The 26021-nt window shown below is 37.7% G+C and carries 21 protein-coding genes; 12 read left to right on the top strand and 9 right to left on the bottom strand.

Annotated features, from left to right (window positions below):
* Positions 1 to 6 precede the first annotated feature (6 nt).
* The gene (locus tag ACM03V_RS12450; RefSeq protein ID WP_414621095.1) at positions 7 to 1425 is read left to right on the top strand and encodes an NADP-dependent isocitrate dehydrogenase; all 1419 of its coding nucleotides are present in this window, start codon (positions 7 to 9) and stop codon (positions 1423 to 1425) included.
* A 310-nt stretch (positions 1426 to 1735) separates the two neighbouring features.
* Here the strand turns inward: ACM03V_RS12450 and ACM03V_RS12445 are convergent, their stop codons facing one another.
* Positions 1736 to 2719, bottom strand: coding sequence for a sulfotransferase (locus tag ACM03V_RS12445; RefSeq protein WP_414621094.1), 984 nt, complete (start codon positions 2717 to 2719; stop codon positions 1736 to 1738).
* 126 nt (positions 2720 to 2845) lie between these two features.
* On the opposite strand from ACM03V_RS12445, the gene ACM03V_RS12440 reads away from it, so the two are divergent.
* From ACM03V_RS12440 to ACM03V_RS12425, 4 genes are all read left to right on the top strand, one after another.
* Positions 2846 to 3043 carry a hypothetical protein gene (locus tag ACM03V_RS12440; RefSeq protein ID WP_414621168.1) on the top strand — a complete coding sequence of 66 codons (198 nt, stop codon included), beginning with the start codon at positions 2846 to 2848 and terminating at the stop codon, positions 3041 to 3043.
* Between the two features lie 171 nt (positions 3044 to 3214).
* Entirely contained in the window at positions 3215 to 3397 is a 183-nt protein-coding gene (locus ACM03V_RS12435; protein ID WP_414621093.1) for a DUF6888 family protein, read from the top strand.
* Complete coding sequence (locus tag ACM03V_RS12430; RefSeq protein WP_414621092.1) at positions 3394 to 3522, top strand: hypothetical protein; 129 nt, start codon at positions 3394 to 3396, stop codon at positions 3520 to 3522. The genes ACM03V_RS12435 and ACM03V_RS12430 overlap by 4 nt, the downstream gene beginning before the upstream one ends.
* A gap of 371 nt (positions 3523 to 3893) precedes the next feature.
* Positions 3894 to 7031, top strand: coding sequence for a HEAT repeat domain-containing protein (locus ACM03V_RS12425; RefSeq protein WP_414621091.1), 3138 nt, complete (start codon positions 3894 to 3896; stop codon positions 7029 to 7031).
* A gap of 101 nt (positions 7032 to 7132) precedes the next feature.
* On the opposite strand, the gene ACM03V_RS12420 is transcribed toward ACM03V_RS12425, so the two are convergent.
* The 3 genes from ACM03V_RS12420 to ACM03V_RS12410 all read right to left on the bottom strand — a co-directional run bounded on the left by ACM03V_RS12420 (position 7133) and on the right by ACM03V_RS12410 (position 11057).
* On the bottom strand, positions 7133 to 7753 hold the full coding sequence (locus ACM03V_RS12420; RefSeq protein ID WP_414621090.1) for a hypothetical protein: 621 nt from the start codon (positions 7751 to 7753) through the stop codon (positions 7133 to 7135).
* Positions 7750 to 10074: a hypothetical protein gene (locus ACM03V_RS12415; protein ID WP_414621089.1), complete on the bottom strand. Its 2325-nt coding sequence runs from the start codon at positions 10072 to 10074 to the stop codon at positions 7750 to 7752. Before ACM03V_RS12415 ends, ACM03V_RS12420 begins: the two co-directional genes overlap by 4 nt.
* 230 nt (positions 10075 to 10304) lie before the next feature.
* Positions 10305 to 11057, bottom strand: coding sequence for a hypothetical protein (locus tag ACM03V_RS12410; RefSeq protein ID WP_414621088.1), 753 nt, complete (start codon positions 11055 to 11057; stop codon positions 10305 to 10307).
* Between the two features lie 432 nt (positions 11058 to 11489).
* Here ACM03V_RS12410 and ACM03V_RS12405 point away from each other — a divergent pair, with 432 nt between their 5' ends.
* Both ACM03V_RS12405 and ACM03V_RS12400 read left to right on the top strand, forming a co-directional pair.
* Positions 11490 to 11999: a MarR family winged helix-turn-helix transcriptional regulator gene (locus tag ACM03V_RS12405; RefSeq protein WP_414621087.1), complete on the top strand. Its 510-nt coding sequence runs from the start codon at positions 11490 to 11492 to the stop codon at positions 11997 to 11999.
* Between the two features lie 114 nt (positions 12000 to 12113).
* Complete coding sequence (locus ACM03V_RS12400) at positions 12114 to 12641, top strand: hypothetical protein (protein ID WP_414621086.1); 528 nt, start codon at positions 12114 to 12116, stop codon at positions 12639 to 12641.
* A gap of 360 nt (positions 12642 to 13001) precedes the next feature.
* Here ACM03V_RS12400 and ACM03V_RS12395 read toward each other — a convergent pair whose 3' ends face one another.
* Positions 13002 to 14018: a ribose-phosphate pyrophosphokinase gene (locus tag ACM03V_RS12395; RefSeq protein WP_414621085.1), complete on the bottom strand. Its 1017-nt coding sequence runs from the start codon at positions 14016 to 14018 to the stop codon at positions 13002 to 13004.
* A gap of 950 nt (positions 14019 to 14968) precedes the next feature.
* On the opposite strand from ACM03V_RS12395, the gene ACM03V_RS12390 reads away from it, so the two are divergent.
* The 3 genes from ACM03V_RS12390 (at position 14969) to ACM03V_RS12380 (ending at position 18858) form a co-directional block, all read left to right on the top strand.
* Complete coding sequence (locus ACM03V_RS12390; RefSeq protein ID WP_414621084.1) at positions 14969 to 16735, top strand: protein kinase domain-containing protein; 1767 nt, start codon at positions 14969 to 14971, stop codon at positions 16733 to 16735.
* Between the two features lie 100 nt (positions 16736 to 16835).
* Positions 16836 to 17516 (top strand): dethiobiotin synthase, encoded by a 681-nt coding sequence (gene bioD / locus ACM03V_RS12385; RefSeq protein WP_414621083.1) that lies wholly within the window; start codon positions 16836 to 16838, stop codon positions 17514 to 17516.
* A 115-nt stretch (positions 17517 to 17631) separates the two neighbouring features.
* Complete coding sequence (locus ACM03V_RS12380; RefSeq protein WP_414621082.1) at positions 17632 to 18858, top strand: M20 metallopeptidase family protein; 1227 nt, start codon at positions 17632 to 17634, stop codon at positions 18856 to 18858.
* An 87-nt stretch (positions 18859 to 18945) separates the two neighbouring features.
* Here the strand turns inward: ACM03V_RS12380 and ACM03V_RS12375 are convergent, their stop codons facing one another.
* A complete protein-coding gene (locus tag ACM03V_RS12375) occupies positions 18946 to 19548 on the bottom strand; it encodes a glutathione binding-like protein (protein WP_414621081.1) in 603 nt (200 codons plus the stop codon).
* 371 nt (positions 19549 to 19919) lie between these two features.
* Here ACM03V_RS12375 and ACM03V_RS12370 point away from each other — a divergent pair, with 371 nt between their 5' ends.
* Positions 19920 to 20093 carry a hypothetical protein gene (locus ACM03V_RS12370; RefSeq protein WP_414621080.1) on the top strand — a complete coding sequence of 58 codons (174 nt, stop codon included), beginning with the start codon at positions 19920 to 19922 and terminating at the stop codon, positions 20091 to 20093.
* 341 nt (positions 20094 to 20434) lie between these two features.
* Here the strand turns inward: ACM03V_RS12370 and ACM03V_RS12365 are convergent, their stop codons facing one another.
* Positions 20435 to 21775 (bottom strand): pentapeptide repeat-containing protein, encoded by a 1341-nt coding sequence (locus ACM03V_RS12365; protein ID WP_414621079.1) that lies wholly within the window; start codon positions 21773 to 21775, stop codon positions 20435 to 20437.
* A gap of 257 nt (positions 21776 to 22032) precedes the next feature.
* Positions 22033 to 22704, bottom strand: a complete 672-nt coding sequence (locus tag ACM03V_RS12360; RefSeq protein ID WP_414621078.1) for a pentapeptide repeat-containing protein — start codon at positions 22702 to 22704, stop codon at positions 22033 to 22035.
* A gap of 322 nt (positions 22705 to 23026) precedes the next feature.
* On the opposite strand from ACM03V_RS12360, the gene selD reads away from it, so the two are divergent.
* The gene (gene selD / locus ACM03V_RS12355; RefSeq protein WP_414621077.1) at positions 23027 to 25276 is read left to right on the top strand and encodes a selenide, water dikinase SelD; all 2250 of its coding nucleotides are present in this window, start codon (positions 23027 to 23029) and stop codon (positions 25274 to 25276) included.
* Between the two features lie 52 nt (positions 25277 to 25328).
* Here the strand turns inward: selD and ACM03V_RS12350 are convergent, their stop codons facing one another.
* Positions 25329 to 25841 carry a methylated-DNA--[protein]-cysteine S-methyltransferase gene (locus ACM03V_RS12350; protein ID WP_414621076.1) on the bottom strand — a complete coding sequence of 171 codons (513 nt, stop codon included), beginning with the start codon at positions 25839 to 25841 and terminating at the stop codon, positions 25329 to 25331.
* Positions 25842 to 26021 lie beyond the last annotated feature (180 nt).

Genomic DNA, 26021 nt, shown 5'->3' with positions numbered 1-26021 from the left:
TTTGTAATGTACGAAAAAATTAAAGCCCCTACAAGCGGAGAAAAGATTACTTTTAAAAACGGTGAACCACAAGTTCCCGATAATCCGATAATTCCCTTTATTCGCGGCGATGGTACGGGTATTGATATTTGGCCTGCTACGCAAAAAGTATTAGATGCTGCGGTAAAAAAGGCTTATAACGGTAAAAAACAAATTAACTGGTACAAGGTTTACGCGGGTGATGAAGCTTGCGATTTATACGGGACATACCAGTATTTACCACAAGATACTTTGACGGCAATTAAAGAATATGGCGTTGCTATAAAAGGACCTTTGACAACTCCCGTTGGTGGAGGAATTCGTTCTTTGAATGTAGCCTTAAGACAAATTTTTCAACTTTACGCCTGCGTGCGTCCCTGTCGCTACTATCCCGGTACTCCTTCACCTCACAAAAGTCCTGAAAAACTTAACGTCATAGTCTATCGGGAAAATACCGAAGATATTTATTTAGGGATTGAGTGGAAGCAGGGAGATGAAATTGGTCAAAAACTGATCAAATTGCTTAACGAGGAATTGATTCCCGCTACTCCCGAACACGGTAAAAAGCAAATTCCCCTAGATTCCGGAATTGGAATTAAGCCCATTAGTAAAACTGGTTCCCAGCGTTTGGTACGTCGCGCTATCAAACACGCTTTAGGGTTGCCGAAAGATAAGCAGCAGGTGACTTTGGTGCATAAAGGCAACATCATGAAGTATACCGAAGGAGCTTTTCGCGATTGGGGTTATGAGTTAGCAACTGCGGAATTTCGCGACGAATGCGTTACCGAAAGAGAATCTTGGATTTTGGGCAATAAGGAAAGTAAATCTGATATTTCCCACGAAGATAATGCTCGCATGGTCGATCCAGGTTATGATTCCCTGACACCAGAGAAGAAAAAGGAAATTGTCAAAGAAGTAGAGACAGTTCTTAATTCAATTTGGGAAACTCACGGCAACGGCAAATGGAAAGAGAAAATCATGGTAAACGATCGCATTGCCGATAGTATTTTCCAACAAATCCAAACCCGCCCCGATGAGTATTCAATTTTGGCAACAATGAACCTTAACGGTGATTATTTGTCAGATGCTGCGGCGGCGATAGTTGGCGGATTGGGAATGGGGCCAGGAGCCAATATTGGTGATAATGCGGCGATATTTGAAGCAACTCACGGTACAGCACCCAAACACGCCGGTTTAGACAGAATTAATCCCGGTTCCGTCATCTTATCTGGTGTAATGATGCTGGAATTTATGGGTTGGCAAGAAGCAGCTGACTTAATTAAGAAAGGATTGGGAGAAGCGATCGCGTCGGGTGAAGTTACCTACGATTTGGCAAGATTAATGGAACCCAAAGTCGAACCTTTGAAATGTTCCGAATTTGCCGAAGCCATTATTAAAAGGTTTTAAAAGTTAGGAGTTAGGAGTTAGGAGTTAGGAGTTAATAATTAAATATTTTGTAAGCAGTTTGCGGTGTGGATGAACACAGCCGCAAAACTGCCCTTCTTTCCCTTGGGTTGCCGTTGTGTTGTCACCAAACGCAACTTTTTTTAATCAAGTTGTTAAAAGTTATCCTCAATAGACATTTGCGGAAAAAATTTATCTAGTTAAATTTTTAACTCTAACTTCACCCCCCTACCAGGCAAGGGGGATTGTAAAGCCTCTAGTGGGTTGGGGAGAGGTTTGTATACAGTTCTTTTTCCTAAACGAAGATGTCTAATTAACAATCAAATCCGTGATAAGCAAAATAAGGTTGTAATTTTTCGGTGATTTGTTTACGGTGCTTTTTCACCTCTGGTAATAACTCTATCGGGCGAGGTTGAATTAATTTCTGGTAATCTAAAGTTACTCTGGGTTCCAAACTTAAAAATTCCAAAATTCTGTGGATATTTACTTCTGGAGCTTCACATAAATCTTGATACCTTAGAGATAAGTAATTTTTCTCGGATAATGATTCAATATTCTCCAAAAAGTAATCACTAAATCGAATAGATTGCTTGAGATATTGCTCCAATCCCAAATTGAACCACTTTGAATTCCTGATTCGGCATGAAAAAAGTTTAGCGGGTTTTTTGAACAACTCCGAATACGATTTATCAAGTAGAGCATTATAGGGACTATAGGAAGCAAACAAGCTGCGTGCAGCTTTCAACTTGGAATTAATTACATGAATTGGATTGCGATGAATAAAAATGTACTTGGCGTTGGGAACAACGCTATTTACATACATAAATTGAGAGAAATCCCACGGATTCTTAAGCAACAAAAGTTTATCTAAATCTGATACGAATTGAATTTTGCGGCATAACTGTTGAAAAATAGGTAGATTTTCAGGAGCGATGCACAACCTCTCTCCATCAACTTTCTTAAGAATGAAACCGTACTCTTCTGTCAAATTGGGAGTCGCCATTACTTTATCAACCCGGCGATCGCTTATTCCTTGGGATGCAAAAAGTTTCTCTAATTCTTTAATAGCCTGATTCTCAGTTTGATTAATATGATTAGATAAGATTTCATCATATTTGATAATATGATATGCCTCGACAAAGTTAAAGCACCCAGTTGCCGCTAAAGTCTGATATAACAAGGTTGTCCCTGACCGATGATCTCCCATAATAAAAATAGGATTAAAGCTTACTTTATCTAGTAAATCTAAGTAAGGCGTATCAGGAATAACATTATTGTCTACAGATATCGATGTCATATTCTTCTAGCTCAAAGTATTTTTTTTGACTTACATCGCATAATTCTTGTATGCATCTTGCTTCTGGTATTTTACAATGCTTTGTCTATTTTACTATTGAACAAATTCCTCTAAACTAGTTTCGATATGTATATTTTTATCATTAGTATAAGTATTATCAGAACTCCTTCAATTTTGGCAACAATGAACCTTAACGGTGATTATTTGTCATATGCTGCTGCGGCTGTCGGCGGATTGGGAATGGGACTATGTGGATTCTCGAAGCAGTTTGAGGTGAAGCAGTGCGCTTTCGAGGGGGTTTCCCCGATGAGCAACTGCTGTTAGCGTTACCCGAAGGGTGTAGATGAACACAGCCGCAAAACTGCCTGCCATCCTCCCCCTTGGGTTGCCGTTGTCTTCCTTGCTGCGCGCAACGCACCTTTTTTGTTTATAGATATTATCAGATAATAAATAACTTAGTGGTTAAATTTTCGGGGTGTATTTAACATTAATGTAGTGGGACTACCAACAGCAGAACAGCTAAAAAATTGTTTTGTACTCAGTGCTTCTATAACTACTATGTATCAAACAATTAGTCTTATTAGGATAGATGAAAGGACGAAGATAATTGATTTTCTGGCTGGAGAAGAAATAGAATTAGTAATTTTAGAAAATCGTGATTGGAGTTTTGTAGAATGAGTACCCCAGATTTTGACTCAATGATTCAACATTATCTTTTAATTATGAGAGCAAAACCGGGGAGAGTTGTAGTTAGTACAGACGAACAATTAGAAGCTGAATTGAAAAAAAGATTGGTAAATTGAAGATTTGAAATATTTTGAAATATTTTATAGAAATTAGCTTTGATTCTTGAACAAAATTATTTTTTCGTAGGGTGTGTTGTCGCAAAGCGCAACGCACCTTTTTTTGTTTATACCACTTAGCTAGAAGGTGCTTGAGATCAAACCACTCTCAAAAAATATCAATATTCCTTAATTCTGGAATCCGCGAAACTGATACTGAAGTAAACATACGATAACCCTTGTATAAACTATTGCAATTATTTATAAGCTTAATTAGATATACAAGTATTATATTTGACTATTATCTCTAGCTGAAATTATGTAATTTCCTTTTATTAAAGAAATTATTGTCTGCTTTCTTGTCAATCCCAACTCCCCTTTATTCCCCAACAATGTCTAAAATCACCAGCATTAGAAGAAAGTTTTCGTTTTTTCTAGTTTTTACTTTTACGTTTTTATTTATTCTTCAACTGTCTTTACCTTGGGTAAATGCGAAAGAAGCACCCAAGCCGGAGCCAAAAGACTGGCATATTAACGGTATTGTCGCTGCGCTGGATGATGGTTATCCGAAAGTACAGGAACTTGCTTTCCATAAGTTAGGAGAATACGAACTCAAACATTTTAATCAACAGGAAGCAAAGAAGATAGCTAAGAAAGCCGCTAATGTGTTGAAAGATGAAAAGCTTGATTCAGAAGTTCGCCGTAGTGCAGCTTCGGCATTAGGGAATTTAGGGGATGCAGCCAAACCCTACGTTAAAGATATTCTCGCTATCCTAAAAGATGAAAAGGTTGATGATAATGTTCGCGGTAGTGCAGCACAAGCTTTAGGAAATTTAGGGGATGCAGGCAAACCCTACATTGAAGATATTCTCGCTATCCTCAAAGATGAAAAGGTTGATGATAATGTTCGCGGTAGTGCAGCTTCGGCATTAGGGAATTTAGGAGATGCAGCCAAACCCTACGTTAAAGATATTCTCGCTTTCCTCAAAGATGAAAAAGTTGAATCATATGTTCGCGGTGTTGCAGCACAGGCATTAGGAAATTTAGGGGATGCAGCCAAACCCTACGTTCAAGATATTCTCGCTATCGTCAAAGATGAAAAAGTTGATTTAAATTTTCGCTACGGTGCAGCTTCGGCACTAGGGAATTTAGGGGATGCGGCCAAACCCTACGTTCAAGATATTTTCGCTATCGTTAAAGATGAAAAAGTTAATTCAGGTGTTCGCGGTGGTGCATTATTCGCATTAGCAAACTTAGGGGATGCAGCCAAACCCTACATCAAAGATATTGTCGCTATCGTTAAAGATGAAAAAGTTGATTCAGATGTTCGCGGTGGTGCATTATTCGCATTAGCAAATTTAGGGGATGCAGCCAAACCCTACATCAAAGATATTGTCGCTATCCTCAAAGATGAAAAAGTAAAAGTTGACTCAAATCTTCGCGGTGGTGCAGCTTATGCATTAGCAAATTTAGGGGATGCAGCCAAACCATACGTTGAAGATATTGTCGCTATCCTCAAAGATGAACAGGTTGACTCAAATCTTCGCAGTGGTGCAGCTTATGCATTAGCAAATTTAGGGGATGCAGCCAAACCCTACGTTAAAGATATTCTCGCTATCCTCAAAGATGAACAGGTTGAATCATATGTTCGCAGTAGTGCAGCAGAAGCTTTAGGAAAAATTGAAAAGCCAAATTTTAATCAAGTTCTGTTGATTTTAAACAACTTCTATTACCCAAGGCAATACGATTCAGACGAATGGCGCTTCCGAACCTATTTCCTCTCTGGTGGAACTGAGGAAGTAAAAACCCTACTAAAATGGCTCGCACACCATGACAACAGCAAAATTCCCACCAAACTCACCCACAAGGAAGCTAAAAAAACCTTAGAACTCTTTGCTAAAATCTGGCAACCCAGCGAAGGCTTAAGATTACGCAAAGACTTAGCTTATAGAATTGTTCAAGTTAGCAAACTTGTTTCTTGGCAACCCCAAGACATCGTATTACTGCAAACCCATTACAATAATCTCAAAAAATCTGGATACAACGAAGCTGATTCCATAGAGTCGGTAATCATTAAGCTTAAAGGTTGGCAGTGGTTTTTCAATTTCAGAAATATCATCTTTATTCACGCTGCTTTCTGGCTGTTACTCATCTTCGCTTACCCCAAATTTCCCCAAATTCAAGCCATATTTTTCTGGAATCCTTGGGTAAGAAAAATTTTCGGTATGGGTTACGTCGGCTTTCTACTTACCTGGGTTCCTTTCCTGCGTCGCAAACTATTTCAACCATTCCAACCTTCTTTACTCGCCGATGCTCAATTAGATAACTTTACCGAAAAATCCTACTTTTCATCATCAAGGATTGTCAAAAATCGAGATTCAAAACAATTCCAAAAAATTACCGCAGCAATACCAAATATCAAAGGACAAACTGTCTTAATCGGTGATTCTGGTTTGGGTAAGTCAATGTTTCTGCAACATCTAGCAAAATCTTCTCAACAAACAGTAGTATATTTACTTGCTAGCAAATGCGAAAAAGGTGTAATTGCAGCGATTCAAGCAAAGTTACACGGGCAAGCACAAGATGCTGGATTCTTGAAAAACTTGATTTATAGCGGCGCAATTGACATTTGCATCGATGGATTAAATGAAGTTACAGCAGATACTAGATCGTTAATCAAACAGTTTGTCGAAAGCTATTTCCGGGGTAATATCATCATGTCTACTCAACCCTTGGAATGGGAACCCCCGACGACAGCTAAAATATTTTATTTAAAACCTTTACAAGAACAACAAATAGAAGAATTTTTGATTTCTCGCCAATTAGACAACGGTAATGTTACCGTACAAGGTGCTGAATACGAAAAAGCCTGCAAAAAATATCTCAAACAAGCTTTCCATAAAAAACAACCACAAGAAGAATTAGCAGCGATCGAACGGGTACTTTCTAACCCAATGGATTTAACTTTGGTTGCCCAAATGCTATCACAAGGCAAACAACCAGATTTATTTCGCTTGCAACAACAACAATATAATTTAGTAGCTGCTGAATATAAACAAGAATGGGGACATTCGTTTCCGTTGAAAAAGTTCTCATCATCCGTCTATGAAATGCGACTTAACGACGGTACAACTTTAGATGCGGAAGAATATCATCAAGAATTACTCAGCTTAGAAGATCAAAAATATAAAATGGTTATCAGCCGTCAGTGGCAAAGTAAAAATGGCGAACCCATGAAAGAATGGTATTTCCGTCACGATAAAATCATGGATTTCTTCTTAGTACAAAACTTTATTGGTGACAGCGATGAAATCCAAATCAGGTTAAACCAACATATAGGAGATCCACGTTTTCGCGGAGTTTACTTTTTATTAGCAAACTTGCTGGAATCCGATGCAGCATTTCAATTACGAGAGACTTTAATTTTATATGCTGCTAATACTAACGATCATACAGTTAGCGATACTTTTGTAAAATTGTTGCATTCTAGAGTTGCGTCTTTGAAGAATGTACCACAGGGAAGTTATTAAAGTTTTTAAGATAGTAAATAAGTCAGCGCTAATATTCCGAAATCTTTTAAAAAGTCAAATAGCTTGGAATATCAGCGTCAATTTACAGTAAACTAAAAAATTCAACCTTTTCTATCTAATTCAACATGAGAATCTAATTCTGAAAATAAATCATCATCAATAGATGCAGGGGATTTTAATATTTCACTTGGAACATCACTAACAACTTGAGCTTTTTGTTGCTCGCATATCTGATAAAACATTTGTAATATTTGCTGATATTTATCATCCGTTTCCTTAGCCAAATCTTCAACCACTTTTTTATCTGCTTCTATTTGATTTTTTAATTGACTAACTTCTACTAAACGCTTTTGCAATTCACTCATGAATGCATCAAAAATTTTATCTGTATGCCTTACCTGTGCTTGAACTTCATTTATTTGGTTGCTAGCTAATTCTATTTCCTGTTCCAATCTTTGAATAGTTGCTTTATCTGCTACTTCTGCAACCGTATTTAATGCTTCTTCCCAATCCTGTATTTGTTCTCCTATAGATATTGCTTTTTCTACAGTAGGATTAAATTCCGCTTTTTGTAACTCAATTTCTTGTTTGATTTGTTCGGCTTGTTTTAAAACTTGATAAGCTTTATCTATTCCTTCCTGTATTTTATGAGCTAGTTTTTCAAGTTGCTCGGCTATTTGTTTATCTGAAAGTATAATTTCTGGTTGTACTGAATCTGTCATTGATTTATTTCCTGTGTTTCTAAAATATTATCAATTCGAGATGCAAACGCTTCACATAGTAGTGTTACTAAGGATTGAGAAGAATTAGGATTTTGATTTATTTCCTCCCAGAAAGGAAAAGTATCGCGATGATTATCTTCACCAAGATGCCCTTTTACTCTTGCTGCTTCATAAGTCAATCCTTTTAATTCTAAATCCTTGGCAATACTGTTAAGTAAACGCTCGTACTCGTTAAAATCTATTTTTTGTAAATTGGTAGCTTCTATAACTGCTTCCCAGGAAAACTCCATTGCTCTCCATAGCAAACACCTTAAAGAAATGTTTTGAATATGATTTAATTCCGATTTTAAATATTCATCTGAGTGTTTCTTTAAACGAGATATTGCATCCTTCTCCCACTGGTATAACTCCGAACCTTCTATTCCTGCCAACTGCAAGGCTAAATAAGTATCCCAGTATAAATGTCCAGTTTCACATCGTTTAAGCAAACGCTGTTTGACATCGGAAATTTTGCTAATATCAACATCGCTAGCTAATTCAGTAATCCAACCAATTGCTGATTGAGAGTCAATGGTGAGGCAATTTTCAAAATAATCCCGTTGACTTAAATTTAAGCGATTTAATTCTTCCGGAGTTACTACTATTAATAATCGAGAGCGAGCGCGAGTTAATAACGTATACCATTGAAAAGCTTCTTCTAATGATGGTTTACCGTTTCCCGCAAATAAACCCCAAGTAATACAAGCTTCAAATTCTCTACCTTTGGCATCTTCAGCATTGAGAATTACCAAGTTTTCATCCCAAATCTTTAAATTATTATTAGAAATGACTTTAACAGCATTCGCTAAATAATGAAGTAAATAACGCTTATTCTCAACTGAAGCATCTTGACGAGCAAATTGTTGCAAAAAGATTAAAGCATCATCTGTCGAATCGCATTTTAGAATTCGTACCTTTTCACCCACTTCAAAAGCATCTTCTGGATTAGCTGCTGCTGGTAGATGTTTTGCATTGAGCTTACTATTAATTTCTTGTGCTAAATTCCGAAACTGATTGGCAAATTCGAGGATATAGCGCGAGTTGCGGTAATTTCGTTTTAAACTGATTGTTTCTCTTAGATGCAGCTTTCCCCAATTAAAATCTGTGGGTTGAATTCGCTGATTCAAATCCCCTAATAACCATAAATGGGTTAAATTTGATTGTCTATTCCATTCTTTACAGGTTGCAATTAACGCTTGCAACTCACAAAGCATAAAATCTTGGGCTTCATCAACAATTACTAACGTATAAGGATTCTCAAACGGCAATAATGGAATATTATTTTTTAATTCTCTTACAGCATCAATTCGTGATTTTTTCCCGTTTAATTCGTTTAACCATTTTTGATGCTCAATTCTCTTTAATTTGTTAATTCTGGTTTTATTTACTTGATAAATGGCATTTCTATCTTCATTTTTATTTTCTTCATCTAATACAAATGATTGATAAAGTAAAACATCTCTGTAACTAATCTCTTCTGAATTTGAGAATCTTAAATTAATGTGATTTGCGGCTTGTTGTAAAGCTGTTAATTCTTCTTCAGGTGATGCGAGGCAATCTTTAAATTGCGAATTTATTTTATATAACCATTCCTGAAAATTCACCAACCAAAAGTTATCTTTAATTAAAGCCTGTTGTATTTCAGAATATTTAACAATATCTTTCTTTAATGCATCTGGCACTATTAATACGATATTCCATTCTTGCTGCCGATGAATTTCACAAGCGAGTAAAGTTGCACATACAGTTTTTCCCGTACCTGGTGCGCTTTGAATTATACAGGCTTTATTACTTAATTCTTGATCTGCACTGTATCTGTGTGTTGAAAAAGGTTTAAAAAGTTGATCTAATAATTCTTTTTGGTAATTAGTTCTTACAGGAGAATAATGATAGCTACTAAATATAAATTTATACCAATCTATATTAAGTTCGTGATTCCATCGGTAAGCTGGATGTTCTGTAAGTTGTGTTTCTTGCGGATTTAGTAATTCTTGTATTATTACTGAGTTTTTACTGTTTCGACGTTCAAATTCATCATCGTAAACGCTACCCCGTAATCCAGCTTTGATTACTACAATATTATCAATATCTTCTTTAAACCAGATAACTCGCCAATCGCCTTGTCTAGTTCGCAAAAGCTTTTCATATCCTTGAAGAGATTTAGTATCAGTTATCTCTCCCAAGCTCAAACTACGTAAAATTTCATAGACTTTCTCGCCAGCAGAATAAGGAAGTTTCTGAATTTCCCGTAAGGCTGCTCTAATAATTTTTATCTGTGGCATACAATATTCGCTACCCCTGATATTAATTTTAAAGGTATAGCTTTATTATTCCCAATTGATAATTTATTATTTTGCTGCTGGAGATAAGATATATTTTGGGAAAACAGGGAGGGGGGAGGGTGGAGGGGGAGATGGGGTGAGGGGATAAGGAAATAACTTTTATTCCATTACTCCATTGCTTCATCATTCTCCTCCTAACTCCTAACTCCTAACTCCTAACTCCTGATTAACTACTCTTGCTTCTCAAAACTTTTGCCAATCAATTCATAAATTTCTTTGAGTTGTTCAACTTCTAGAGAAGCGATTAACTCTTCGGCTGCTTTTTGCGGATTGCTGCGGGGAACAGTTAACCATAAAGGTTCATTAAATCCACCAGATGGCGCTTGCTCTGCCCACTGTTGTACTTGTTTTTTTCCTTCATCTGAAATCTGGTAAATACCTCTTTTTCCTTCAGGCGCGGGTTCAATCCAACCCAAATCTAACCAGCGCTTTTTCCACTTATATGCATTTTTTATATGAATATTTAATATTTTTGCAATTTGATGCACGCTAATAGAATTATTATCCTCACAATCTTGAATAACTTTGGAGAATCTTTGCAAATATTGCTCTATATCTCCCCAACTTCTACTTTTTTCTTCTTCGACTTCAACAATGTTTTCCTGATTCAATTCTAAATCCTTTAACATTTGCTCAATGATTTCTGGAGATGAACCCAATCCCCAAGGTTGCTTTGCTTTACAAAATTCTGCATATGAGGAAAAAGCTTCGCCATCTTCATTTGTGAGCTGACTATATCCCGAATGTTCTTCTATCCCTTTAAGCCAAGTTCGTATCTGCTTAACATCGCCTGCATTATCATTTAAAACAGACTGTATTTGCAATCGCACTGCGATCGCCCAAGGCTGAGAACCCCGAGGCGCTGCTAAATCACCAGGTTCGTCAAGCGTTAATCTATTTACCTTGGAAGTATTTGCGTTCACATGCACTCCAGAAATCATCAAACTCCTAAACTAATTACATTATCAAATTTTTTTACCTTTAACTCATTATCCACCAAGAAAGCCAAGATAATTGATAGATACATTTTATTATAGTAATAAAGTACTATTAAAATACGCATACAAATGATTGCGGATGTACTTTCTTCTCCTCCTGCTCCCATATCTCAACTGTAATTTTAAGAGCCTTCATGAGTAATAGAATAGACATCTCCGGAAAAGATTTAGAAACGGTCGTCTTTACATACAAACCTAACCCCCTACCCCCTTCCCTGCAAGGGAATGGGGTTTTAAAGCCTCTCTCCCTGTGGGGGAGAGGTTTGGAGAGGGGTGTTTTTTCCTAACCGGAGATGTCTAATATGGAGAATGGTAATTTTTCTTAATCCACGCCCAAACATTTTTTAATTATCATTCATGGTTACATCCCGTCGTTTACCCAATCATCAAGCACTAACCCAATTAGCGCAAGAATATCCTGAATTAGATATATCTTCCGTAGAAGCTTGTCTAACTTTCCTCGATACAACAGCTGAGGTTCAGCAAGCCTTAGATGCTCATTTTGCCCGCTATAATTTATCGATGGGCAAATTCACGCTGTTAATCCAGTTGTTTGTCGCTTCAGATAAGGGATTAACACCATCCGAATTTGCCGAACGTTCTGGTGTAACTCGCGCTACAATAACTGGCTTACTCGATGGATTAGAAAAAGAAGATTTAGTTAAACGGCAACCTTACCCGCAAGACAGACGAAAGCTAACTATTGTATTAACTGATAAGGGACGCGAGTTCATCTCGAAAATGCTTCCAGACCATTTTTGTCGCACTACTGATATGATGTCCAATCTCAACGCTACGGAGAAAAAGACGTTTATTGAATTACTTGGTAAGCTTCGCAACGGGACTTCTGCTATGCGCGATGTTTAAGAATAAGAACTTGTATTTTCATAAAGATCGGTTTAAAATATAATTAGGCACCTAACTATTAATTCTTGTTTAATTACAGAGACGGGATTTTCACCAACTCCCTACTCCTTAAATATGAAAAACATAAACGCCAAACAGAAACAATGGTTGATAACTCTTCACGTAGCCTTTGCGGCGATGTGGTTTGGTACTGCTTTGTGCATGATTGCGATCGCGCTGATGAACTGGAATACTGCTAACGGCGATCAACTTTATGCGATTAACTCGGTAATGAAGCTGTTAGATGATGTTGTAATTATCCCCAGCGCATTTTTTTCTTTACTCAGCGGTGGTTTAATTTGCTGGTTGACGATTTGGGGATTTTTTAAACATTACTGGGTTATCGCCAAGTGGATTGGTACCGTAACGCTGATTGTAACTGGTAGCATATGGCTGGGACCTTGGACGAATGCGATGACCGCAATTTCCGCAGAGGATAGGTTACAAGCATTGCAAAACCCGCTCTACGTATTTGACCAAAAGGGTGTTTTGATTGGTGCGATCGTTCAAACTTCCTCTCTTTTATTTATTATTGCTATCTCCTTTGTGAAGCCTTGGGGTAAAAGAAGTGTAAAAACTCAGAAACAAGCTTCAGCAAGTTAGCAATTATTGAATTGTAATAACTTGGGGTATTTAAAAACCGGGTTTTTTGGAAAAACCTGGTTTCTGTATTTACATAAATTAGACTTACGTTTATTTCTTTATTTATTAATTAATAATAGTAAATAATAGTTATTCAATCTTACTATCGAGTCATTATCAACAGAAATATGAAGCAAAACTTACGTTCTTATTAACTATTATTTTAAATAGCTAACATCCTAAACTAATATCTACTTTTCTCTGTTCCCTGTTTTCTTTTCCCCGTTTTCTGCTACTTTTATAAATTAAAAATAAAGGATGAAGATAAAAAACAGTTCACTTCATCCTTTATTTTTAAATTTAATCCTTACAATTAATTTTTTAACGGAACATACTACTCACAGAATTATCTTCGTGAATCCGCCAAATAGTTTCTCCTAAAAGATTGGCAACTGAAAGCCTTACTAATTGAGGGAAATTTTGACTGTTATCTAAAGGAATTGTATTGGTGACAATCACTTCTTCAAACAAACCCTTAGAAAGTCTTTCTATGGCAGGTGGAGAAAAGACAGCATGAGTCGCACAGGCATATACCTGACGCGCTCCTTCTTCACGCAGTAAACGCGCTCCTTCACAAATGGTTCCGCCAGTATCGATCATATCGTCTACCAATACGGCTGTTTTGCCCTCAACATCACCAATGACGTTTAAGACTTCAGCTACATTGTGTGCTTGACGGCGTTTATCGATAATTGCTAAAGGTGCATCATTAAGCTTTTTCGCAAATGACCTAGCCCTTGCTACACCACCCACATCAGGAGAAACAACCACAATATCGGACAACTCCTTACTTGCCAAATATTCCAGAATTACTGGAGTGCTGTAAACGTGATCTAAAGGAATATCGAAATAACCCTGTATTTGTGCAGAGTGTAAATCCATTGCCAAAATCCGGTTTGCACCTGCTTGAGTAATCAGGTTTGCAACCAGTTTGGCAGTAATTGACTCTCTTCCTGCCGTTTTTCTATCGGCACGAGCGTAACCATAATAAGGAATTACTGCTGTTACCTGTCGCGCAGATGCTCGACGACAAGCGTCAATCATAACTAGCAATTCCATTAGATTATCGTTTACAGGATTACAAGAGGGCTGGATTAAATAAACATCACAGCCCCGAATTGATTCCTGTATTTGAACGTAAAGCTCTCCATCTGCAAATCTTTTACGAATCATTGGCCCCAAATCCATGCCCAAATAACGGGCTACTTCTTGGGATAATTCTAAATTCGCAGAGCCAGAGAACAATCGCAGACGATGATTTTCTGTTAGCCCCGTTATAGCTGGTTTGACTTTTAAAGTGGCAGTACTCAGCACAGCAGACCCTCGTTGTGCATTCATTGCAATATTATCATGCTTATATTTGACTGACTCGACTTAAATACTTGTGCATAATTAAATGTCATTTGTTCCAAGGCTTTAATTTATGCGCTGAAACATTCTGACCTAAAGCTATGCATTGATGTAAATTTTGATCGCTCCAAACACAGATAAACCATTGTCAGCTTAACTGATATTAACTTGCGTGACCAGACCTATTATTTATTTTTTGTTCTAGAGAGAATAATCATATATCAATACTTATCAAGCTTCAACCTCCTAATTTTATCGGTTTTATACCAGTCTAACGATCGCGCTTTTAGTTAATTTAAGCGCCATATTCTTTTTCTATAGGGTTCAATTTTATTAAAGCAGGCAGTAGTTCATAACTGAAAATCACACAATATTTTGAATGCTTGCGGGCGCAATAGTTAGTTCACAACCAGTATATTAATTTAACTATATTCTTAAGTATAACTACTCGTATTCTATAAATTCTATAAATTTTATAATCATTAAAATTTTATAATGTTAATGCTCTGATTAATAAATAATTATGCTTTGTTTAAAAAAAGCCAGTTTTGATTATTATACTTGCTTTTTGTCGCTTCAGAAACCGTCTAATAAATTTATTCGTCTGACAATACACAGGTACTACTATATTTATATAGATAGGTTAGGTAAATTTTTTAGTAAAGCATACTGAGATATGGAAATACAAAAAAGTGACAAGCAGTATTAATCCGGGTAAATATTTTCACTTATTCGCCGTAATGATATTAAACTTTTTTCTTAAGGTAAGTTGTCTACCTTTTGACACATTCATAAATTAAACAAAATGTAAAAATGTAGGAGCAAGCAATATCACTGTTTGCTATACCTTGCTGCGTTACTGACTCGCCGTTATCAGTTTGACCGTTAGCTTCTAAGTAAAATACTCTATTTTATCTATTACACAAACTCGAATAATTATGCAACCACCGATTACTACTGGTACTATATTACAAAACCGTTACAACATCATTAAAACCTTGGGTCAAGGGGGATTCGGTAGAACTTACTTAGCGGAAGACCAGAGGCGTTTTAACGAACTTTGCGCGATTAAAGAATTGATTCCGAACACCACGGGAACTTCTGCGTGGGAAAAAGCCCAGGAACTTTTCGGACGAGAAGCCGCTATTTTGTATCAAATTAAGCATCCCCAGGTACCTCAATTTCGCGAAAGATTTGAACAAGACCAAAAATTATTTTTAGTACAAGATTATGTAGAAGGAAAAACTTACTACGACATACTTCAAGAGCGTAAAGCGATGGGTGGTGCTTTTACCGAAGGCGAAGTATTGCGATTGATACGTTCTTTGTTGCCAGTACTTGACTACATTCACGGTAAAGGAATCATCCACCGCGATATTTCACCGGACAATATGATCGTGCGCGAAAGCGATAAATTGCCGGTATTAATTGATTTTGGTGTGGTGAAAGAATTGGCTACTAAGTTGGGTTCGCCAAATCAAACACCTCAAACTTTTGTCGGAAAACTCGGTTATTCTCCCAGCGAACAAATTCAAACAGCGCAAGCCTATCCTAGTAGTGACTTATATTCCTTAGCAGTGAGTGCAATTGTTTTACTAACTGCCAAAGAACCCGCAGAATTATTTGACGACAACTTGTTAACTTGGAATTGGCAGCGTTGGGTAACGGTAAATCCGCGATTTGCTCAAATATTGAATCGAATGTTGAGTCACAAACCCGGAGGGCGCTATCAAAGTGCTAGCGAAGTTTTAGAAGTATTAGACAGTTTGAATCAACCTACCGTAGCAAAACCCGACGTATCAAGAATGCAAACAGTCGCTGTCGGTGGCAAACCAGAACCAGTACAGCCGCCACAACCGCCACCCCGCCGCCGACCAGAGCCAGTAATTCCACCACCACAGAAAGACCCAATTATAGATAGTCCGATATCAGTAATAGTAGTCGGTGCGGCGGTAGTATTATTAGCGGGATTGGGTTCCTGGGCTTTAGTTACAAGTATCAAAAATTCATCTAATTCGCGATCGGAATCACCTCCCCCAGAAACCTTTGCAACTCCATTTCTTACGCCAACACCAACACCCAAACCAGGTGAACCAGATGTTTTTAGCAAGCGGTTGAATTTTGGACTTTCCGATACAGTTACCGTTAAAGGTAATTTAAATGAAAATCAAACCGTGCAGTATACCTTTAGAGGTGATGAAGGGCAGGTACTGACAGCGGTTTTGGTTGAAGAAAATGGTGTTTCGTTAACGGTATTAGGCCCCAATAAAGAAATTATTGATAACGTAGCGCGGCAGGTAAGCTCTTATAAAGGCGATTTAGCTTTTACTGGTAGATACACTATTGAATTAAATAATCTTCCAGAAATTAAGCAAGCCGAATATACCTTAAAAGTCAGTTTGAAAGATCCAGTTACAATACCAGAAATAGAACCGACACCAACACCCGACGAAATAGAACCTACACAACCACCTGTAGAAGAGACACCAACACCATCCGCAGAGGAAAAACGCAAGCGACCTAATATAACTATTCCAACTAGTTTTCCTACTAGTATTCCCACTAGCATTCCAACTAGTATTCCAACTAAAATTCCCGACGTAAAACTACCACCAATAAAGTTTCCTTCCATCAAAAAACCAACTCCTTCTCCAGAGGAAGTAGAGCCAGCACCGGAACCTGAATCTAATTCTGAGGGAAATTAGGAGTGGGGGAGTGGGGGAGGCTCGCAACTCATAACTCCTAACTCCTACTCCCTACTCCCTTGTCATGTAAGATAATTGAAAATCTTGTTAAAATCTAAAATTGCTTAAGACATTATTTATAACTGGAACCGATACCGACGCGGGTAAAACTGTTTTTACCACAGCCCTTGCTGCTTATTTACAAAAATATCGTCCCCAACAAAGCTTGGGAATCATGAAACCAATTCAGTCGGGAGTGGGCGATCGCCAACTTTACCAAAAGTTATTTTCACTATCGCAATCGGAAACGGAAATTACACCTTTATATTTTCAGGCACCTCTGGCACCTCCCCTCGCAGCAGCCAAAGAAAATCGAGAGATAGATTTAGGTGTGGTATGGCAAACTTTTACTCAGCTACAGCAAAGCCGCGATTTCCTTTTAGTGGAAGCCTTGGGAGGTTTGGGTTCTCCGGTAACAGATGAATTTACGGTAGCCGATTTAGCCGGTGAATGGCGTTTACCTACAGTATTAGTTGTGCCCGTAAGATTGGGAGCAATTTCTCAAGCGGTGGCGAGCGTGGCTTTAGCAAAACAAGCCAAAGTGCAGCTTTTAGGAATTATTTTAAATTGCTGCTCGGAAATGACACCAGAACAAATCGCCGATTGGGCACCAGTAGATACAATCGAATCCTTTACACATATTCCCGTATTAGGTTGCTTACCCTATTTAGAAAACCCCGAAGATTTAGATAAGTTAGCGCAAATCGCATCCGACTTAGAATTAGAAAAATTGTTTAATTAAGTTAGGAGTTAGGAGTTAGGAGTTAGTAATTATTTTATCTTCCCCATCTCCCCCCTCTTCCCCCTCTTCCCCCTCTACTCCAACTGTTCACTGCTCACTGCTCACTGTTTAAATCATGGTTTCCACATTTCCCAATGCATCTGCCGATTTATCTCAGGTTCGACTCGATATTCGTTCGTTACATCCGCAAATTATAGAATGGCGCAGGTTAATTCATCAAAAGCCAGAATTAGCTTTCAAAGAAGAGATTACCAGTAAACTAGTTTCCCAAAAGTTAACAGAATGGGGAATCGAACATCAAACTGGCATCGCTAAAACGGGTATTGTTGCATCTATCAAAGGTAGTAAACCAGGCGAATCAAATCATCAAGTATTGGCAATTCGTGCGGATATGGATGCTTTACCAGTTCATGAGATGAATGAAGTATCTTATAAATCGCAACATGAAGGAGTAATGCACGCTTGCGGACATGATGGACATACTGCGATCGCGCTGGGTACGGCTTATTATTTACAGCAGCATCGCCATAGTTTCGCAGGTACTGTCAAAATTATCTTTCAACCCGCAGAAGAAGGGCCAGGTGGTGCTAAACCGATGATTGAAGCGGGTGTATTAAAAAATCCTGACGTAGATGCAATTATTGGTCTTCACCTGTGGAACAATTTACCTTTAGGAACTGTAGGTGTTCGTAATGGTGCCTTGATGGCGGCGGTAGAATCGTTTCGCTGTACAATTTTGGGTAAAGGTGGACATGGTGCAATGCCCGATCAAACTGTTGATTCGGTGGTAGTTGCGGCTCAAGTTGTCAATGCTTTACAAACTATTGTTTCTCGTAACGTTAGTCCAATTGAATCTGCCGTTGTTACCGTAGGAGAACTTCACGCGGGTACAAAGGGTAATATAATCGCCGATACAGCCAGAATGAGCGGTACCGTCAGGTATTTTAATCCAAAATTTGCAGGCTTTATTCAAGAGCGAGTTGAGAAAATAATTGCCGGTATATGTGAAATTCACGGTGCAAATTACGACTTAGAATATTGGGGACTTTACCCACCCACAATTAATAATGTCGAAATGGCAGAATTAGTACGAAGCGTAGCAGAAGAAGTAGTAGAAACCCCTTTAGGAATAGTACCCGAATGTCAAACAATGGGTGGCGAGGATATGTCCTACTTCTTGCAAGAAATTCCCGGTTGTTACTTCTTCTTAGGTTCGGCAAATCCCCAAAAAGACTTAGCCTATCCCCACCATCATCCCCGCTTTAACTTCGACGAAACAGCATTAGCAATGGGTGTTGAAATGTTCGTGCGTTGCGTCGAGAAGTATTTTGACAGGGAGTAGGGAGTAGGGAGTAGGGAATAGGGAATAGGGAATAGGGAACAGTAAGAATATTAAGTAGTGTTCCCCTTGTCCCCTTGTCCCCATCCCCTACGGAACCTTCATCCCCCGCTGCACTGCTGGACGATTTGACACGGTGTCGTGCCATCTTTTTAGGTTGGGATGGTTATCGAGTGTCATTCCTTGCATTTCGTAGATTGTCACCCAAGGATAGGTGGCTATGTCGGCTATGGAGTAGTCACCACAAATATATTCGTTGTCTGCAAGCTGTTTGTCTAATACTCCATAGAGTCGGAGGGTTTCTTTTTCGTAGCGTTGAATGGCATAGGGAATCTTTTCGGGGGCATATTTCTTGAAGTGATTTAATTGTCCGAACATTGGTCCTATGCTACCCATTTGCAGCATTAACCATTCTATTACTTGATAGCGGGGTTTTTGCTCGGTTGGTAGAAATTTGCCGGTTTTATCAGCCAAGTACATCAATATTGCACCCGATTCAAATACAGTTATATCCGTATCTTTATCTACTATGGCGGGTATTTTACTGTTGGGGTTAATCGCTACATATTCAGGTGTAAATTGGTCGTCTTTAGTGATATCAATTGTATGGACGTTGTAGGCAAGTTCAATTTCTTCCAACATTATGGAAGCTTTGCGTCCGTTTGGTGTGGTAAATGTATAAAGGTCAATCATGCACGTATATCCCGGTATCTACCGAAAAGAGAACTACTTCATATTTAATTAAAGTAGTATTTTTGCGGCTGTATGTATATAAAAGTTTTCTTCATAACATAAATATACCCAAATTGTGTAGGGTCTAAAGATTAATCTTTAAAAAGAGGATAATAAGTATTTTTGTTTAGTAAAAACTACGGATAAAACCTGTGAATTATGGAAAAGGTTATGCCAATATTGACAAACAATCAACAACATCTTTGAAATCAACGTTTATATCGGTTGTGTCAAAAATATTATTTAGCACGCACCATTCCCCTTCATGGGGTTGCGATCGCGTAATTTAGCATCATTTCATAAATTAATAAATTTTAAAATTAGGAATTAATATGCGCTCTAGAATCCAAGCTCCCGGAACAAATATTTCTGTTTGGACTCCTGGTAGAATTATACTTAGTACTGCAATTCTGACTTTATTTATAGTTGGTGGTTCTTGTACGGTAAACTCTATAGTATCTTTGTTTCTAAAATCTGCTTCGGTATTTCCCACATCAATTCCTTAGATTCACCAAGAATCTGAATGCAATCATACGAATAGAACCTGGGAAGATGGTAAATGCTGGGATTACGAACATGGTATTACGTTTTAGGAGTTAGGAGTTTAAGGATTTTAGATTTTGGATTTTGGATTATTTTCCTATGCCCAATGCCCAATGCCCTATTCCCAATCTTAATGAAGAGACAGCTAATTTAATTATTTAATTAATTTCAATTTCAAGAAGGTAAGCACAAATGGTGGCAAGCACCCTGGTAATTAAAATGAATTAAACGAATTAAACATTAAAATGATGTGCCAGGAAATGGTAGATGGATGCAATTGCGGCGAAAATTATTAACGATTAGTTTAATATTCGCCCATAGCGATTTTTTGCAACTGCGGCTGTATATTTTTGGCTCCTTTAAGGATTGTTCCTTCAAGATTTACGGCGTAGCAGTCGCTTAAGGAAAGATTCGCAGCTGTTAAGTTGGCACCACTAAGGTTAGTTTCATAGAGAATGCATGACTGAAAATCGGTTCCCATCAAGTTTGCTCCGGAAAGATCCGCCTCTCTTAAGGAAGCTCCTGAGAAGTTAGCAAAAAAGACTTCTGCGTGTTGAAGTTTAGCTGCATTAAGGTTAGCTTGTCGCAAGTTAGCTCCATTAAGGTTAGCTTGCTGCAAATTGGCTCCAATTAAACCAGCTTCGTGCATTTTAGCTTTGTCAAGCTTTGCTGACTGTAAGTTTGCCAGAAATAGTTTTGCTCCTCCTAAGTTAGCTGCTTTGAGGTTAGCCCCCATCAAATTAGCTTTATATAGGTTAGCCCCCATAAAATTGGCTCCTCGTAATGATGCTCCCGCTAAGTTGGCATCTCGGAGATTCGCACCATAAAACAAACCTTTATTAGCAATCGATCCCGCTAAATTAGCACCACGGAGGCTTGCTTCTTGCAGGATAACTTGATAAAGATTGCACTGTGCAAGTTTAGCACCATCGAGGTTAGCTTTAAAAAGGTCGGTACCTTGTAAACAAGCTCCACACAAATCGGAATTGCTTAAATCTGCTCGTTGTAGGTTTGCATTACTAAAATCTACTCCCCGAAGTTGAGCATTCCTTAAATCAATTTTTTTATCTGAAGGATCTTGAGAAGTATTTCGTCTACCAATTACAGTTACTGCTGCTTGAATATCCGTGGGAACTTTAATTTCTTCGGTACTTACCTTGAATTTTGTCAATTTCGGGGTAACACCATTTTCTCTTACAAAAGCTGTAAGAATTTCCATAATTGTCCAATGCTCTTGGGGAGAGTCTTGAGCAACTCTTTCTAAAACATAAATAGCTCCGGTGCGAGTCGCAATACTATCGTGCCCAAGTTGGGTAATTGCGCTCATAAAACGTTCAGCTAGCAGCCTTTGCTCGTTGACTTCTATATTTTTTTTATTTATTCGGTTATCTTTCTGAGCTGCTAACAAGGTTTTTTCTAATAATACAGCACGCTTGGCTCCATAATAAGCATTGATAATTATTGCCAATCCAAGAAACAATCCGCCAGAAGTCATTAAGCCTTGACTTTTGTATTCGATTCTTTCTTCATTTGACAATCCTTCTATTTTTGAAATCGCTGTGAAAATAAGAATTGGTGAAACAGAAAAAAAGATTGTTATTCCTATTAACCAATTCGTTAATGCGTCTGTGTTTTTAGCAGACATAGAATCAGTATTCCTCACAACACAGAATTATTACCGATACGATCGGGATTAAAGAGTATACCATTTGTCAAAAAAATGCAATATCTGTCTCAAGTTGCAGTTACAATCTGTAATGCCAGTAGATAGCTAGTAAATAGTCTCTAATATAATACTAACTTTATATTCTACGGCACGGTAATATTACTTAGATGACCCCCAGACAGTGATGTAGAAACACCGTCTTTTCATGATAAATGTAAATACTACGATTTTTAATTTTAAGCTTCAGGAGTAGCCTTATTACCGCTAAATTCGGCTTCTCTTAAATTAGCCCCATTCAAGTTAGCACCGCTGAGATTTGCTTTTTGCAAATTAGCTAAAAACAAGTTAGCACAACGCAAATCGGCATGGGTAAGATTTGTTCCATAAAGATTTGCTGCATTTAATATAGCACCACATAAGCTAGCCCAAGCAAGATTTGCACCTTTTAAATTCGCTGCACTTAATACCGCACCAGTTAAATTAGCATTTTCTAGGTTTGCGTCAATTAAGTTTGCTCGATAAAGAATCGATCGCCGTAGATTAACTTTCTTTAAATTAGCCCCACAAAGATTTGCTCCTCTAATGTCTACATAACTTAAGTTAAATCTATCTCTACGCAAGTATCGATCAATATCCGGATTAGTTATGATATTCAAAGCAAGTTGAACATCACTATTAATTTCGCTTATGGGATTAATATCAGAATCCTTTAAATTATTCAATGACCGTTCTTTTATTATAAAGTTAGTCATAATTAAAATAATATTATCGTATTGTTCGGGATATTTGCTACCTAATTCTTTCAACTCATTGATTGCTATTAATCTCTGTTCTATTTGAGATACACTTAATTTATCGACGGCATTTTTTAAAAACTTATTTATATTTTTATATTTGGGTAAATTCATTGTTCTTGTTAAATAAGTATATAATCGCAAAGTTTTATTGACAGCTAATCCTTTTTCTGCTTTTTATAAAGGATATGAAAAGTACAGCATTAGTTTTACATTTACTACAATAAACATTTTTATTATTTGATATATGTATTTTAGAAAGCAAAATAACTATATTTCTTGGAATAAATATATAAGTGATAGGAGAGGGGGAAGAGGGGGAAGATGGGGAAGATGGGGAGATGGGGAGAAATAATTAATAACTCGCTACTCCTAACTCATAATTCTTAACTCCTAACTCCTAAGAATCCAAAATCCAAAATCCAAAATCGATAAGATGCAGCAAAATATACAGCCTTTTCTCAAAGACCTGGTGTTGATTGGTGGAGGACATTCTCATGCCATCGTGCTGAAGATGTTTGGTATGAAGCCTTTGCCGGGTATCCGAATAACTTTAATTACGGCAAATAGCAATACTCCATATTCAGGAATGCTACCAGGACATATTGCTGGATTTTATACTCATGATGAGTGCCATATCGATTTGCGGAAGCTGGCGAGTTTTGCTCAAGCACAACTATATATAGATAAAGTAAATGATATTGATTTAGAAAATAATCGAGTTATTTGTGCAAATCGTCCTGATGTCGGTTTTGATTTATTATCTATTGATATAGGGTCTACTCCTGCTACTATTTCTGTACCGGGTGCTACAAAATATGCAATTCCAGCAAAACCTGTAGGGAAGTTGCTGCATCATTGGGATGAATTGCTTGAGAAAATTTTATATAATCCTCAAAAAGCGGTAAAAATCGGAATTGTTGGTGGTGGTGCTGGTGGTGTTGAGTTAGCGCTATCGATGCAGGGCAATTTGCAGCAATACAATCTAAATTTAGATATTCATCTATTTGGAAGAGATAATCGATTAATGCCCGATAGTAATCCTCTTTTAGGAAATCTGTTGCGGCGCATTTTGATTGAGCGCGGTATAATCTTGCATTTGGGTGAGACAGTATGCAAAGTTGCACGGGGAGAAGATATCGAAAAATATATTGTTATATGTGAATCGGGTAAGACGGTTGAGTGCAATTATATATTTTGGGTAACGCAAGCATCTGCACCGAAATGGTTAGAATCAACGGGAATTACAACGGATGAGCGGGGATTTATTTTAGTAAACGATTATTTGCAGTCGTTATCGCACCCCCAGGTGTTTGCTGCTGGTGATATTGCCACAATGAAAAATCATCCTCGTGCGAAAGCTGGGGTATTTGCAGTACGTCAGGGAAAACCTTTATTTGAAAATTTAAGACGTAGTTTGTTGGGAAAAAATCTCAAAAAGTATGTACCGCAGAAAGATTATTTAAGTTTGATAGGTACTGGAAATGGAAGTGCGATCGCAACTCGCGGATCTTTAACTTTACCACCCAGTAAACTATTGTGGCATTGGAAGGATTATATTGACAGGAAATTTATGTCAAAGTTTCGGGATTTACCGGAAATGGGGCATGGGACATTGGGCATTGGGCATTGGGCATGGAATAATAAAGAGACAATCCAAAATAATTTTTGCTCTGGATGTGGTTCTAAGGTTAGTGGTAATGTTTTAGAAGCTGTTTTACGTCGGATTCAAGTATCGCAAACGGTTACGGAAGGGGAAGATATTATTATCGGCTTGGATTCTCCCGATGATGCTGCTGTGGTGAAGGTACCCACGGGAAAGGTGATGGTACAAACGATTGATTATTTTACTAGTTTAGTTAATGACCCCTATATTTTTGCACAAATTACTGTAAATCATTGTTTAAGCGATATTTTCGCGATGGGTGCGCTTCCGAGCAATGCTTTGGCTTTGGCTACTATTCCCTACGGTACAACTTCCACAATTGAGGAAACTTTATTTCAATTATTATCGGGTGCGGTAAAGCAGTTAAATCAAGCACGAGTATCTTTGATTGGTGGACATACTATTCAAGGGCATAAATTAGCATTTGGCTTATCCTGTAACGGTTTAGCTGATGAAAATAAACTTTTACTTAAAAGCGGAATGCAGGAGTCTGAGGTTTTAATTTTAACTAAAGGATTGGGTACGGGAATTTTATTTGCTGGTGAAATGCGCCGTCAAGTAAAAGGAAGTTGGATCGATAATGCTATAAAATCAATGTTGTTATCGAATCAAGCTGCTGCTGAATGTTTTTTGCAATATGAAGCGACTGCTTGTACTGATATTACAGGTTTTGGTTTAGTTGGGCATTTATTGGAAATGGTAAAGGCTTCTCAAATCGGAGTTGAGTTGAAGTTATCTGAAATTCCGATTTTGGATGGTGCTAGGGAAATTTCAGCAAAGGGAATTTTTAGCTCGCTTTATCCGGATAATTTACAAGCTTCGAGCTATATTAGGAATTTAGAAGAATTTGAATCTGATAGTAGTTATCCCTTATTATTCGATCCACAAACTTCTGGTGGTTTATTAGCTGCGGTTTCTCATGAGCAAGCTGATGGTTGTGTGGAGAGGTTGAAGGAGCTGGGTTATGAAGAAGCTGAAATTATTGGTAAGGTAGGAGGAGAGGGGATAAGGTTGGTTTAGAAACGCAGAGTGTCGCGGAGGTAAGCGCGGAGTATCGCGGAGTTTTTGTCAGTTATAGGCGATGGCCAAAAGTATCAGATTCTTGATTTAACAGCTTCTGTTTTCGTTCAATTCCCCAACGATAACCACCAAGACTTCCATCATTTTTAACTACGCGATGACAAGGTATAATCAAAGCGATCTGATTAGCACCGCAAGCTTTACCAACTGCACGAACAGATTTTGGTTTATTAATTTGATTTGCAATATCTTTGTAAGTACAAGTTTCACCGTAGGGAATTTTTTGCAATACTTGCCAAACTTGTTTTTGAAAGGTTGTTCCTCGTACATCTATAGGTAAATCGAGATGAGGTTGATTGCCATCAATGAAGTTGAGAATTATTTTTACCCAATCTTGATGGATATGGCGATCGCAAACTAACTCCCCTCGATCAAACTCTTTGTAAATAATCTTTTCTAATTCTTGCTTTGTATCTCCCAATTTTACAGTACAGATTCCTTTTTCGGTTGTCGCTACTAATATGTTACCCATCGAGCAGGGAATTATCGTGTAATTTAAAAGCATAATTTGATCTTATTTTTATCCCAGCTTACCAATATTTATCTGGTTTCCTAATTTTTGGGATTAATTTTAATCATGATTTGTAGCACCACTCTAACGCACCAAATACTTGTTGATGGTGCCCTGCTGGCTTCCCCACAGCTAAGAGTGATAATTAATTCCTTTATATTTAAGGATAATTCT

It is taken from the genome of Calothrix sp. CCY 0018, from assembly GCF_963920925.1.
GTDB lineage: Bacteria > Cyanobacteriota > Cyanobacteriia > Cyanobacteriales > Nostocaceae > Rivularia.
This window is presented reverse-complemented; position numbering and strand designations above follow the sequence as displayed.